This is a genomic window from Flavitalea sp. (assembly GCF_035489435.1).
GTDB lineage: Bacteria > Bacteroidota > Bacteroidia > Chitinophagales > Chitinophagaceae > DATHKG01.
In genome coordinates, this window is sequence record NZ_DATHKG010000024.1 from 85633 (window position 1) to 100175 (window position 14543).

At 42.3% G+C, this 14543-nt stretch carries 9 protein-coding genes; 2 read left to right on the forward strand and 7 right to left on the reverse strand.

What is annotated here, in order from left to right:
- Positions 1 to 2 precede the first annotated feature (2 nt).
- A complete protein-coding gene (locus tag VK664_RS04400; RefSeq protein WP_461397398.1) occupies positions 3 to 2738 on the reverse strand; it encodes a DUF1553 domain-containing protein in 2736 nt (911 codons plus the stop codon).
- A gap of 136 nt (positions 2739 to 2874) precedes the next feature.
- Between VK664_RS04400 and fumC the strand changes: the two genes are divergently transcribed.
- Together fumC and VK664_RS04410 are read left to right on the forward strand one after the other, a co-directional pair.
- Positions 2875 to 4266 carry a class II fumarate hydratase gene (fumC, locus tag VK664_RS04405; RefSeq protein ID WP_461397399.1) on the forward strand — a complete coding sequence of 464 codons (1392 nt, stop codon included), beginning with the start codon at positions 2875 to 2877 and terminating at the stop codon, positions 4264 to 4266.
- A 295-nt stretch (positions 4267 to 4561) separates the two neighbouring features.
- Positions 4562 to 6874 carry a T9SS type A sorting domain-containing protein gene (locus tag VK664_RS04410; protein ID WP_461397400.1) on the forward strand — a complete coding sequence of 771 codons (2313 nt, stop codon included), beginning with the start codon at positions 4562 to 4564 and terminating at the stop codon, positions 6872 to 6874.
- Between the two features lie 42 nt (positions 6875 to 6916).
- Here VK664_RS04410 and VK664_RS04415 read toward each other — a convergent pair whose 3' ends face one another.
- From VK664_RS04415 to VK664_RS04440, 6 genes are all read right to left on the reverse strand, one after another.
- The gene (locus VK664_RS04415) at positions 6917 to 8146 is read right to left on the reverse strand and encodes a hypothetical protein (protein WP_461397401.1); all 1230 of its coding nucleotides are present in this window, start codon (positions 8144 to 8146) and stop codon (positions 6917 to 6919) included.
- A 45-nt stretch (positions 8147 to 8191) separates the two neighbouring features.
- Entirely contained in the window at positions 8192 to 8863 is a 672-nt protein-coding gene (locus tag VK664_RS04420; protein WP_461397402.1) for a lipoprotein signal peptidase, read from the reverse strand.
- Positions 8864 to 8964: 101 nt separating this feature from the next.
- A complete protein-coding gene (locus VK664_RS04425; RefSeq protein WP_461397403.1) occupies positions 8965 to 11433 on the reverse strand; it encodes a bifunctional UDP-N-acetylmuramoyl-tripeptide:D-alanyl-D-alanine ligase/alanine racemase in 2469 nt (822 codons plus the stop codon).
- Positions 11434 to 11463: 30 nt separating this feature from the next.
- Positions 11464 to 12432 (reverse strand): TerC/Alx family metal homeostasis membrane protein, encoded by a 969-nt coding sequence (locus VK664_RS04430; RefSeq protein ID WP_461397404.1) that lies wholly within the window; start codon positions 12430 to 12432, stop codon positions 11464 to 11466.
- A gap of 42 nt (positions 12433 to 12474) precedes the next feature.
- A complete protein-coding gene (gene gldG, locus VK664_RS04435; protein WP_461397405.1) occupies positions 12475 to 14178 on the reverse strand; it encodes a gliding motility-associated ABC transporter substrate-binding protein GldG in 1704 nt (567 codons plus the stop codon).
- A 63-nt stretch (positions 14179 to 14241) separates the two neighbouring features.
- Positions 14242 to 14543, reverse strand: a 302-nt coding sequence (locus VK664_RS04440) for an ABC-2 transporter permease (protein WP_461397406.1), incomplete at its 5' end; no start/stop codon positions are given.

Genomic DNA, 14543 nt, shown 5'->3' on the forward strand with positions numbered 1-14543 from the left:
GTTTAATTCTTTGTTATCAACTCATCAAGATTCAGGATTGCATTTGCAACAACAACAAGCGCAGCTGTTTCGGGATTATTATGATGATCCATCATACCCACCATCTCACAGGTGCGGTCTGCATCCTTACGAAAATTTTCAAGTGATTCATTATATAGCCTGACCATCACCGTTAGCGCGGCAGGTGTGATCTTTTTGTTTAACGCAAGATGATAACCGTGGCTGATCTGTTCCCCGGTTGTCGTTCCACCTTCCTTTTGCATACGGAAAGCAAAATTCCTTGACATTTCCAGAAAAGATTCGTCGTTAAGTGTTACCAAAGCCTGCAAAGGTGTATTTGTTTTGATGCGCCTTGAAGTACAAATCTCACGTGCGGTACCGTCAAAGGTTATCATCGCAGGATACGGAGCTGTTCGTTTCCAGTATGTGTAAACAGCCCGGCGATATTTTGCAGATCCGTAACTCATCTCCCATTTTTCATTTCCGGCATATGGCGAAAGCCAGATGCCATCAGGTTGATGGGGCATTACGCTTGGACCATACATTGTAGCATCCAGGAGTCCACTAAACACAAGCGACTGGTCACGAATTTGTTCGGCAGTAAGACGAACCCTGGCACCTCTTGCAAAAAATTTATTGTAAGGATCTTTTTCAAGCAACTGTTTATTGACCCTTGAATCCTGCCTGTAAGTCGAAGACATAACAATATCCTTCAATAATTTTTTTACACTCCAGTTATGTTCGTTCATAAAACGGCCAGATAACCAATCAAGCAACTCTTTGTACTCAGGTTGAGCGCCCTGGGTGCCAAGATCTTCCAATGTTTCAACAAGGCCGGTTCCAAACAGCTGTTCCCAAACACGGTTTACCATGGTCCTGGCTGTTAAGGGATTTTTTTTATCCGTCAGCCATAATGCCATACCCAGTCGGTTTGCCGGTGCATTGGGAGGCATGGGATTCAGTGAGGCAGGCACACCAGGATTAACCTGCTTGCCAGCTACAAGCCAGTTCCCTCTTTCGAAAACATAAGTGTTCCGATGCATGTCCGCTGGATTTTCCATCATTACAGGAGTAAGCGGTGTGTTGACTGAAAGCAGCGACCAGAATCGTTTTTCCTGCTTTGCAAATTCAGGTGATTGTTTGCCTGGCAACTGAGTACCGAAATGCAACCAATCGAACTGGACTCCGCCTTTTTCAGTGCCGGCAATAGTAGGATTTAGATAACGTAAATAGAGATCGTGAACGCCCAGGGCTGGCGGAAATTGAAATTCAGTAATTTTCCAGCGGCCACTTGTTGTATCCAAAGGTATATTTATCAACATGGGTCCATCCGGGCGATCAAGCCGAACCTGGATCGAACCTTTTATTTGTTCGGCACGGTACCTGAAAATAAGTTGATTTTTATCCTGCAGGTTTACTGACTTAAAACGGGCTGTTCCTTTGTCACGGAACAATAACCATTTAGTATCATTCAGTTCACTGTTCACGAGTTGATCGGCCGTTAATGAGTGAATAGATGGCTCCCAGCTTTTCAAAAATTTCGTAATCGTTTTTACTTCAGTAGCGGAGGTTTGTTTGCTAAGCCAGTCTGTAAATAAATTCAGCTCTTTGTTTAACGAATCGTTGAAATGCCTTAGCTGTGGATAATCTTCGTAAGTATCTTCATCACGGGTATTGTCGAAAAATGCCAGGAATTTATAGTATTCTTCATGAGTAAAAGGGTCATAAGGATGGCTATGACATTGTACACAGGCAAAACTGGTTCCCATCAAAGTTTCCCAGGTGGTATTCACACGGTCAAGCACAGCCGCAGTCCGGAACTCGGCATTATCAGTTCCTCCTTCATCATTGGTCATCGTGTTCCTGTGAAATGCAGTAGCTATCAATTCTTCATCGGTTGCATCCGGCAACATATCTCCTGCAAGCTGATCAATAAGGAACGTATTATATGGCAGATCTTTATTAAATGCTTTGATCAGCCAGTCGCGGTAACGCCAGATTACTCTTTTATTATCCCGTTCATAACCTTTGGTATCTGCATACCTCGCAAGGTCAAGCCACATCGAGGTCCACTTTTCTCCATAAGCCGGAGAGGCGAGTAAAGAATCAACCAGGTTTTCGAATTGCTTCTCACCTGGATTATCAATAAACTCCTTTGAAAAACCAGGACCGATGGGCAAGCCTGCAATGTCGAGGGTAACCCGGCGTAAAAGGGTCGGTGCATCTGCAACAGCCGCAGGTGAAATTTCTTCCTTCTTTAAACGGGTTAAAATGAAGCGGTCGATATCGTTATGAATCCAGGGATCATCAAGTTCAGGAACTTCTATTTGTTGCACCGGAACATAAGCCCAGTGATTGCCCCAGACAGCACCTTCTTTGATCCATTGACGAAGCGTTGAAATCTGGTCTTTGGTAAGTGGTTCATGTTTAAACGGCATTCTTTCCTCGGGATCATTCAGCGTGAGTCGTCTTATCATCTCACTGTTTTCAGGATCGCCCGGGATGATCGCAGGTTTGCCGGATTCTGCATTTGCAAGTGCTTCGGTTCTGAAAAGGACACTGAAACCGGACTCTCTTTTAACCCCTCCATGACAGGTGATGCATTTAGAGTTGAAAATGGGCTTTACTTCAGTGTTGAAGTCAATTGCCTTTCGGCTGGAACTGAGGGTAAATAACAATACAACGCCCACTAATAGCGTAATGACCCAAACCAGTTTTTTCGAGAAAAATGATCGCATGGCAAGCGTTTGACTTCTTTAAAAATACTACAAAGCTTTCAATAAAAATTTTCCGACCTTGCGATTCCGTTTATAATGAACCCTGTATACAGGAATGGCTGAAATATATAACAATTTTTAATAAATATTTAAGAGCATGGAATTCAGGATTGAAAAAGATACAATGGGGGAAGTGAAGGTTCCCAAAGAGGCAATCTATGGTGCACAAACACAAAGAAGCATTGAAAATTTCAAAATAGCGCAGGACATCAACCGGATGCCGAAAGAGATCATTAGGGCATTTGCCTATCTTAAAAAGGCGGCGGCTATTACAAATTTTGAAGCCGGCGTTTTGCCGAAAGAAAAATCTGATCTTATTGGCAAGGTTGCCGATGAAATACTGGAAGGTAAACTGGACGATGCATTCCCCCTGGTTGTGTGGCAAACGGGCTCAGGAACACAAAGCAATATGAATGTTAATGAAGTAATTGCCTATCGTGGTCATGTTATAAACGGGGGAAACCTGGGCGATAAGGAAAAATTCCTTCATCCTAATGATGATGTCAACAAATCACAGTCTTCCAATGATACTTTTCCGACCGCCATGCATATAGCGGCTTATAAGATCCTGATGGAATTGACCATCCCTGCTATAGAAAGCCTTCGCGACACACTAAAAAATAAAAGTGAACAATTTAAAAAAGTTGTAAAAATTGGCCGCACGCATTTCATGGATGCAACACCACTTACACTGGGACAGGAATTCAGCGGTTATGTGTCACAGTTAGATCATGGGTTGAAAGCAATAAAAAATACACTGCCACATCTTTCGGAACTTGCCCTGGGTGGTACTGCCGTGGGAACCGGTATAAATACCCCGCCCGGCTATGATAAAAATGTTGCAAAACATATCGCCTCTTTAACAGGTTTACCTTTTGTTACTGCTGAGAATAAATTTGAGGCGCTCGCAGCACATGATGCGATTGTCGAAGCCCATGGTGCTTTGAAAACAGTAGCTGTGAGCCTTATGAAAATAGCCAATGATGTCAGGATGCTGAGCTCCGGACCCAGGGCCGGTATTGGCGAAATTTCAATCCCCGATAACGAGCCTGGTTCTTCAATTATGCCGGGTAAAGTAAATCCAACTCAATGTGAAGCATTAACGATGATCGCGGCACAGATCTTAGGAAATGATGTTGCAATAAATATCGGTGGAGCTACCGGCCATTTTGAGTTGAATGTTTTTAAACCGATGATGATCTATAACTTTTTGCATAGTGCGAGACTGATCGGCGATGGTTGTAACAGCTTCAATGAAAGATGTGCAACTGGCATTGAACCTATAGAGGCAAACATAAAAAAACACGTAAACAATTCACTGATGCTGGTCACAGCGCTGAATACAAAAATCGGGTATTATAAAGCAGCCGAGATTGCGCAGACTGCTCACAAGGAGGGTACCACTTTAAAAGAAATGGCAGTTAAACTGGGCTATGTGACTCCGGAAGAGTTCGACGAATGGGTGAAACCGGAAAATATGGTTCGATGAATTATGAGTGATGAGTGAGTGGTGAGTGGTGAGTTTGTTTGAGAATTAATTAATGGTGTACAAATACAAAACCCGAGTACCAAAATTCAAAAAGCAGCCTGTTTTTGGCTGCTTTTTTTTGTTTCATGAAAGTGGAAAACATATCGTAAACAATTGATAATCAATCAAAATAATTCATATCTTACTTTCATAATTCATAATTCATAATTCTTTTCGTAGATATACGATTGATCGCATAAGGTCTATGATATAATTTTGTTCGATCAGAATCTAATCCTGTAGAAACACCCGACTTATGAAACCTTTTAAACCCCTGGCGCGTCACGCGCTTATTGCTGTATTTGCATTGATGCAAATTCATGGCCTGGCACAACGAATTCAAACGGGAAAAAGTTATGTAAACATCACCAAAGGTGTTTCAGGTGGTACAATCGAAGTGGGCGATATATTGGAGATTCGTGCCACTATTGCTGTAGGGAATTTCTCAACCGTTACGCTGACCAATGTTCGTTACAACGATACCATTCCTGCTAACACAACTTATATTGCTAACTCTTTAAAGATCCTGACCAACGAAGGTCTGCTCTGGAAACAATTTACGGATATAAGCGATGCAGACCGCGGGCGCTATTCTGGAGGATACCTCAGAATAAATATGGGTAGCAGTTACAACAATAACGTACCCGCATCGGTGAACCTTGGTGCAGCCTGCACAATTGTTACCCCCGGTGGTACAAGTGGTGGCAGGATACAACACAATGGCAGGCCATCCTTTTACGGAGGCGTATGCATCATGTCTGCTTCTTACCGGATACGAATCGACAACGTACCAACCGGCACCGTAATCAATACTTATGGTGGAGCTTTCAGGTATACAGATGGATCTACAGATGTAGTAAGCGGACTAACTCCTTACTCAATCGCAATTGCCGAAAACCTTGGTTTATGTATTAACTCAATCGGGGGAAATGCCATTATTGAGTACGGGGGAACATTCGGGAACGATGTAACACAAAACAGATCAACATCTGCTATCATACCAGGATATACTTTTGGCAACGTGGCTTTTGGTTTCCCAAATGATGGCAGTTATAGTATAGTCAACAACCTCAGCCCAACCGGAATTACGAATATCAATTCGCCATTACCGGATAATGCTTTAACCGATCCGGCAATTGCACGGGTTCACCGTTTATGGGATATTATGGGTGACCATACATTAAGTGCGGTTCCTGCAAGCGGCAATCTTCCGGTTGCTCCCGGCACAAACGGAGGATATTTTGTTGCCATCAATGCGAGCTATGCTAACAACAATGCCATCCGGCAAACTATCAGCGGGTTATGCCCCAATACTTACTATGAGTTTTCCGCATGGTTCAAAAATATCTGTAAGTATTGCGCATGCGACAGCACAGCTGATGCACCTTACCGTGAGGTGAGTGGAGTAAGAGTGCCAAATCCAAACTTCAATGGTCCGGATTCTTCTGGCGTAAATCCTAACCTGACATTTACCATAGATGGTATAGATTATTATACATCAGGAGCATTGAGATACACCGGTACCTGGGTGAAACGCGGTTTTGTATATAAAACGGGGCCTGCACAAAACTCATTTACAGTTACCATTAGAAACAATGCAGCAGGTGGTGGCGGAAACGACTGGGCAATAGATGATGTTTCTGTTGCTACATGTACGCCCAATCTCAACCTTATTCCATCGGGCAACGCACAGGTTTGTTATGGAAACCAGGTGGATATGTCTACAACCGTAAGAAGCTATTATCCAAACTATATTGAATGGTTGTGGGAGAAAAGTGTTGATGGCGGTAGCTCCTGGTTATCAACTGGTCGTTCAGGCACAGGAACACCAACCCAGGTTGGTGGAGAGTACCAGTACATCGATAATTTCCCAAGCTACCTGGCAGATAGCAGTGTTCATAATAACATGTTCCGGATCAGGGTTGCTTCATCCCCTACAAACCTGGCCAACCCGGCCTGTTCGTTCACCAATACAGCTCATATCATTGTAATGGTAAACAACTGTATGTACGTGCTGAATAAGGACCAGGTAACAGTGAACGGGAAAGTTCAGAACGGCTATGCAGTAATAAACTGGAGCAGCTATGCTGAGAAGGAGGGGGTACAATTTGAAGTAGAAAGAAGTTATGATAAAATTAATTTTGCCAAAATAGCCAGCTTAAAAGGTAATGCACCGGCAAACCAGGGATCCAATTATAGCTTCACTGATCCGAAAAAGCTGGAAGGACAAGTATATTACCGCATACATGTCGCCGGTAGTGTGACTAACCTTTACTCAAAAACGATACTACTTAGCAATAAGTCGCTCCAATTTGAAATAAAATCACTTATTAACCCAGTGGTTTCGGGTATTTCGTTTGACCTGGTTTCACCCACCAGCGAAATTGCTGAAATAACCATAGCGGATACTTATGGCAGAGTTATAAGGCAGTCTACACATTCAGTTAATGAAGGCCTTAATCACATGCTTCTGAATAATGCAGGTATGAACACTGGTGGCACTTATATTATGAAGGTTAGAGGCGGTTCAAACAGCGTTACAAAACGACTGATCAGGCTTGCTCAATAAAAATTTCAAAACTTAACTCTTTCAAAACCTGGCGCCCTTCTATCAATAACATTTATAAGAGAGAACGTATTTTGTATCAGAAGGCATGAAAGATCCCTCTCCTCTCATATCAAAACTTTTTATGTAACTCTGGGCATCAATAACATAATTGGTGAAGGTTGCAACATCGGTTTGTTCTACTGCCCCGGCATTGTTGTAAATAGTAACTGTTGATTCAGTAATAATATTTTTGCTATTTTTTCCATAGTTAATCGCAGACTGAGTATAAAATACTTCGAAATTTGGAAACAGGCAGATATTTTCTTTAACTGTTTTCGAAGCATCATATTTATAATCAAATTGTATTTTCTGAAGATCGCCAACCACACCACTGACAGTTCTTGTGAGGTTCCCGTTTGTCCAGGTGAAATTTACTTCGTACTGAACAACTGTAGGGGCGGCGGGGATAGCATATGCGGCTTTTTCAAGGTAACCTTCAGAATTAAAACTGTAATTTATTATTACTTTTTGTGCGGCTGTATCAGCATCAAAATAGCCCGTAAATGTTTTAATTCTCCCATTTGCATCCAGATCAAAATATTGTTCTGCATCCAGGTTTACCCGTGTCGCCGAATAATTTATTGAAAAATCTACCAATGGCTTGCGCGTAATACTGTCAATAAATTGTACACGACCGACCTTATTCGAACCATTAAAGGTATTGGTGAGTGATGCATAACCAATGCCGGTAGGAAGATCAATATAGCCGATATTACTGATTTTGCATATTCCCAGTAATGGTGGAGTATCAGGAGTTTTTAATACCAGGCTGAACTTACCATTGGTTATTGTTTTTGGTTCCCCGGCAGCGTTCTCAACTTCTCCGCTGAAGGTACCCGTAACCGAAGTGGCATTAATTGTTGTGATCACAACCGTGAAGGCATCAATATTTGTCGGCACGTTCGAATAAGTGGTTGTTCCATTCTCCACATATTCAAAAAATACGTTTGGATTCTTATAACTTGATGCCGTAAGCGAAGCTCCAAATACCTGCATGAAAATCTGGCCCTTACCATCACCGCTGGTTCCTTCGAAAATAACGCTCTGAAATCCGCCGGAAGGTTCAAGGTAGGCAGTATCTATTTTCCCCTTGAAATTAGCAGCAGCTTCAGTGAATTCCCATTGTGAACCCGAGTCCCCGGCATTTCCGGTTTCGTTACTTAGTTCCTTTTGACACGAAAAGAATAAAACTACCAGGGAGGCAAATAAAATCAGGTGTCGCAATTGTTTCATAAAGTATTATTTTGTTAGCCTGGCCATGCGGGCAGTCTTAGCCACTTACAACACCTGCACTGTATCATTCACCGGGGCATTAGTATCAACGGTAGAGTGCTTCTCTTCGTTGGGTTTTTTATGAAAAAACTTTTTCTGGAAAAGCAGAATTATGATCACACCAATTGAAATGGAAGCATCAGCCAGATTAAAAATAGGGGAAAAAAACGTAAATCGCTCCCCTCCCCATACCGGAATCCAGGAAGGGAGGGTTTTATCTTCAATGATTGGCATGTATAGCATATCCACTACCCGGCCGTGTAAAAAACTTTCATAACCTTTTGCGGGGAAAATCTTAGCAACTGCCACCCGGGTACTGTCTTCGAAAATCAATCCATAAAACATAGAGTCGATCAGGTTTCCCAGGGCGCCGGCGAAAATCATCGAGACACAGACAATAAAACCAGGATGATATTTTTTCAGGATGATATTGCGAATGTAAAACACTCCAAATACTACAGCCACCATTCGAAACACAGTCAGAAGGACCTTGCCCCACTCTCCGCCGAACTTCCAACCCCAGGCCATGCCTTCATTTTCTATAAAAAACAACCTGAACCATGATCCTATCAGAGGAATCTGTTCATGATAGGACATTGTCGTTTTTACCCAGATTTTAAGCGCCTGGTCCGCAACTATGATCAAAAGTATTATTAAGACCGCTGTTCTGCTCTTCAACTTAAAATTTTTTGAGTGTCAAAGATAAGGCTTAAACGGCCATCTTATCCGCCGTAAACGCCTAATAGCCACTAATACATGTTATTTTTAACTTTGATGGGTTATTCCTCAAAATACACTCTTTTTACCCTTTGGGAAACACCCGTTAATATTTCATAGGGTATTGTTTCAGCCCAAACGGCCACTTCCATCACCGAAATACCTTCACCAAATATTGTTACCTCATCACCGGGAACCACAAAAGGCAGGTCAGTAATATCAATCATCGTCATATCCATACAGATACTTCCAATAACCGGAACCCTTTTACCATGGACAAGCATCTGCCCTATCCCATTTCCAAGTTTACGTGAATATCCATCAGCATAGCCTATCCGAACAGTAGCAATAAGCGAATCCCGGCTAAGTTTACCCCTTCGACCATATCCAACCGTCTCGTCTTTTGAAAGTCGTTTTACCTGGGCGATAGTCGACTTCAGTGTCGAAACCTCAAGGAGTTCTGCGCTTTCAGCCATTCCGCCATCAATGCCGTACAATCCTATGCCAAGCCTCACCATATCGAGCTGCAGATCAGGATGCCTGGAGGCACCTGATGAATTTGCGATATGTTTGATTACACCATATCCGAGTTTTTCTTCAATCTCCCGGACCATTTCCTGGTATTTTGCAGCCTGTTGAAGCGTAAACTCGTCAAAACCAGGATCTTCACTGGCGGCAAGATGGCTATAAACCGATTGTATTCTCAGGGCTGAAGTTGATTGGATGTGGCCAATATCCTGAACTGACATCCCGAGACGGTTCATACCGGTTTCAAGCTCCAGGTGAACCGGGATATTTTTCAGACCGCGAGATTCCACAAAATCGTTGAACTGGCGGTAGATATCAAGGCTGTAAAGATCTGGTTCAAGATTGTATTCCAACAAGACATCGAAGGCGGCAGCATCTGTGTTCATCACCATGATAGGTAACATAATTCCTCCTTTCCGAAGTGCTACGCCCTCATCGGCATAGGCAACCGCCAGGTAATCGACATTGTGAAACTGCAGAACGTTTGCAATTTCAAAACTTCCGCTGCCGTAGGAAAACGCCTTAACCATTGCCATGATCTTAGTACCGGGGGCAAGGATATTTTTGTATTCGTTCAGGTTATGAACAATGGCATTCAGATCTATTTCAAGTACGGTTTGATGAACTTTTTGCTGAAGCAACTGATCGATACCTTCGAGTTTAAAAGCCCTCGCTCCTTTGATAAGAATTGTCTCATCACGAAAATTCAGCCTGTTAAAATCTTTCCTGAATGCGGCCACTGAAGGATAATTCAGCAATTGAACAGGATATTCGTAATGAAACGCTGCAAGATTTTTAGATATTTCATCTCCTATGGCAATTACCCTGCTGATCTCATGTTGTTTCAGCAACCCTGCTACCTGCCGGTAAAGTTCCTGGCTCTCCAGGCCAGACTCAAGTATGTCTGAAAGGATTACTGTCTTGGAGGGATGCTGCTTCTGATGTGATAAAAAATCAAGAGCGATCCGTAACGAGCTCAGGTCAGAGCTATAACTGTCGTTAATAACCGAAGAGTTATTAATCCCGCTCTTCAATTCAAGCCTCATCTCAACCGGGTGCAGTTTGTTCAGCCTTTCTTCAATAACTTTTTCATTGAGACCGAGATAAACCATCATACAGCAACAATGCATTGCATTTTCAATCGATGCATCATCCGTAAACGGTATGCTGAGTTTCAACTCAGTTGAATTCCACTGTATCTTTAACCCGGTAAACAGGTTCCCGGTTTTAATTTCAAGTATCCGGAGAAACGCATTTTCATTTTTTCCCCAGCTTAAAAACTTATAAGCCCCGGTTAATTCTTCCCTGATGGTTTTCTCTGTCTCAGGATCATCATTACGATAGATAATTACCTCGCTGTTTTTGAAAAGCAATAACTTTTCCAGCAATTTTTCCCTTCGACTTGAAAAACCTTCGCTATGTGCTTCGCCAATATTTGTGAAAAGACCAATTGTAGGATTTATGATCGCTGCCAGCTTTTTCATTTCATTGACGGTAGAAATCCCCGCTTCAAAAATGGCCAACTCATACTTTTCATTCATCTGCCAAATACTCAGTGGCACACCAATCTGTGAATTATAACTGGCGGGACTGCGAACGATCTTAAAATCGGGTTCCAGTAATTGGTTCAGCCATTCCTTCACAATCGTTTTACCGTTACTTCCAGTGATGCCGATTACAGGAATTTCAAAAAGGCCACGATGGTACCTGGCCAATTGTTGCAAAGCCTGAATGGTATCACGGACTACAATAAAATTCGCATCAACAGGTACAGTCAAGCCAGGCATACGGCTCACCACGAAGTTCCTGACGCCCCGCTCATATAAAGTGGAAATGAATTCATGCCCATCCCTGCGATGACTTATGATAGCAAAAAACAAAGTCTCTGCAGGATAAATCAACTTACGGCTGTCAGTCAGCAGGTGAATTATCCTGTTTGCCCCACCGCTTGCCCTGAGGTCACCGTTAACAATCTGACTGATTTTTTCTATATCGTAGTTCATGATTTAAACAGGTCTCAAATCGGGATATCGTCAATGAATATTGGTATCGCCCGGATTAATGTCTTCTGTATCATCCGGCATGTTTCTCGAGGCTACAGATAGCGAGTACACAATTGAAGCGACAATACAAACAAGTATCACCAGCAACGAAACATAAACAGGTATATGTACATTAATAATTTCGGCCAGCATTTTCAGACCTATAAACACAAGCACAACTGCGATACCCTGTTGCAGATGAGTAAACTTATTAACTGCACCTTTTAATAAAAAGAACAGGGATCTCAGGCCCAGCACTGCAAAAATATTAGAGGTGTATATAACCATCCGGTTCTGTGAAATTCCAAACACTGCAGGTATGGAATCCAATGCAAAAACGATATCAGTGGTTGCCAGCATTACCACAACAACAAAAATGGATGTGTAATACTTTTTGCCATTATAAATCATGGTAAACTTGCCATCGCCATCCTGTGGTATCAGGGGCAGAAAACTCTTCAAAAACCTGTAAACCTTATTTTCTGCGAGGTCGGCAGGCTCGTCATGTTTCGCTGAAAACATTTTAATACCTGTATACAAAAGAACCAATCCGAAAATATAAAGCAGCCATTCGAAACGTTCAACCAATGCTATACCTACCGTAATGAAGATAACCCGGAATACAATGGCCATCATTATACCGATCAACAGTACACGCGCATAGTAATCCTGCTTTACTCCGAAAAAACTGAAAATAAGTATAAACACAAATATGTTGTCTATGCTGAGCGACCATTCAGTAAGATATGCACTCAGGTATTCAACCGCAGTTTTCTGTCCATCTTCAAACCAGATAAAAACAAAAAACCCCATAGCCAGCGAGACCCAGAACACGGTTTGCCAAAGGGCCTTATTGATGGTCATATGAGTACCCTTCTTACTCAATAAACCGAGATCAAATACCAAAGCTACTACCAGTAAAATTCCAAAGGTTAAATACGTTATCTGATCAGATGTCATGGAGGTTATTAATTATGTAAAGATAGGGAACTGAGGAAAACATCACTGGTATTTGCGACGACGAACGTATTGGTAAACAACCCCAAAAAGAATTATCATTACCATTGGTACAACGATGTTGAGTACCTGCCATTGCAGTTTGGAGCTGTCAACTTTTTTGGGATCAAGTAACCTTAACGTATAGTCTTTTGCTCTTGCTTCAAGTATACCTGATGGGTTAGTGAGATATTCGATACTGTTTAAGATGAAGTCCTGGTTAGCGTATTTATAATGTGTGAATTGATTTTCACCCATTGCGAGCGGGCCATCTTTCTGAGTAAATACATTGCTCACGATATCAGCATCAGAAATTACTATCATCTTATTTTCGGAAATTGAATTATTTCTGAAGGGATGACCGACAGCATTCAAAGAGTCGGCTTTGGATTTGGAAAGCCTGTTTGCATACAAAGAACTGAACCTGCCTTCCAGCAACATTGCCACCGGAATATTCTTGCGGTTGAACGTGCTGACTTCTTCTTTTGTTTTACCACTGTTAAGCGTCACTATCGCAGGTGTACTCAATGACCTGGAAGCTGAAGAAGTTGCAAGCAACACAGTCTTCTTAATTCCTTCAGTTTTAACCGTGTCTATAGAATTCGGAAAAATGCTTAGAACATCATCCAGGTTTTTTGAAATAGCGTGTCCTGAATAGGCGGAAAGCAAAGGAAAATACGGCCATGGTATCATTTCAACCTGCGGTTTATCGCCGAAATTGCCGACTACCTGGGGCAACTTATCGCATTTGATATCCTGAACCAGGTCGGGATTTATTCTTACGCCATATTTAAATAGTATATCATCAAGATTAACGTTACGGTCAAACGCCACGAAATCACTTTGACTACGAACAAGGCTGTCCATCTCAGCATAAAGCCTATCAATCAGCCAGATCACCTTACCACCATTCATTACATATTGATCAATTTTTAGTTTCTGGTCATCGTTAAACGCAATAGTCGGTTTAACAATCATCAGTGCATCAAATTCCTGCGGCAACACTGGAAAGCTATCAATAGGCACCCATCCAAATCCATATCGCGGCTTGAGTGTATTCTCAATCAAATCATAAACATTATAAGATTGAGGCTGGCCGTTTCCAAGCAAGTACCCGATAACGGCTACTGAATCTGTGGTAACCTTCTGAATCGCATTTGCAAAACGGTATTCCAGTAAAGCTTCCGCATTGTTCAGAGTCTGATAACCGCCTGTCATGCTTTGACCTTCCAGCAGGTTAATAGCCATTTCATTGTCTTTATAAGAGATCAAAGCGCCAGGATAAACGAGTCGTTCCTCCTGTGATTCACCGGCACTTGCCTGCACCTGTACATTCGTTGGTTTCAGCCCAAGGCTATCTGTTATATAATTGATGAAATTAATGCGCGCCGTATCATCCAGGTCTTCACCGGGACGGCCGAACTTCAGCTGGATATTTGATTTGCCAAGCTCCTTGAACTCCTGCAACAATTCCTTTGTTTCATTGGAAAGTTTTTTAAACGGGGCCGGCATGTCTCCATCAAGGAAAAAAGTGATTGAAACCCTGTCGTCAAGATTGCGGAGCAGCTTTTTGGTTGGCTCAGACAATGTATATCGGTTTTCCCCGGTCAGATCGAGCCGGTAATGAAACCCTGAAGCGAGATAATTAATACCAATCAGTATGAGAAGCAGGTAAATCCACCAGTATTTCGAAGACAACAGTTTATTCATATTTATTGGTTATGATATCTGCAGAGACTGCTCACGGGAGAGCCTACACGCAGATCACATTTTTCAGCTATATTTTCTTACAAGATTCCGGTTGGTAAATACAAGGAAAAACAGGATGATGCTCAGGAAATAGATGAGGTCACGTGTATCCACTACACCACGACTGATACTTTTATAGTGAAAATCTATCCCCAGCATGGCGACCAGGTAGTCGGCGCCCCCGCCTGCAATAAGACTGATGGCTTCAAACCCATTGTATATAACAAAACATAAAAATGCTGAAGCGATGAATGCAACAACTGCATTGTTGGTGAGACTGCTGCAACAGATGCCAATTGCAACAAAAACGGCAGATAAAAACAGTA

Bases quoted from the DNA above. Each gene is read 5' to 3' on its own strand.
- VK664_RS04410 (WP_461397400.1), top strand. From the start codon at position 4,562: ATGAAACCTTTTAAACCCCTGGCGCGTCACGCGCTTATTGCTGTATTT.
- VK664_RS04400 (WP_461397398.1), bottom strand. From the start codon at position 2,738: ATGCGATCATTTTTCTCGAAAAAACTGGTTTGGGTCATTACGCTATTA.
- gldG (WP_461397405.1), bottom strand. From the start codon at position 14,178: ATGAATAAACTGTTGTCTTCGAAATACTGGTGGATTTACCTGCTTCTC.
- VK664_RS04425 (WP_461397403.1), bottom strand. From the start codon at position 11,433: ATGAACTACGATATAGAAAAAATCAGTCAGATTGTTAACGGTGACCTC.
- fumC (WP_461397399.1), top strand. From the start codon at position 2,875: ATGGAATTCAGGATTGAAAAAGATACAATGGGGGAAGTGAAGGTTCCC.
- VK664_RS04430 (WP_461397404.1), bottom strand. From the start codon at position 12,432: ATGACATCTGATCAGATAACGTATTTAACCTTTGGAATTTTACTGGTA.
- VK664_RS04415 (WP_461397401.1), bottom strand. From the start codon at position 8,146: ATGAAACAATTGCGACACCTGATTTTATTTGCCTCCCTGGTAGTTTTA.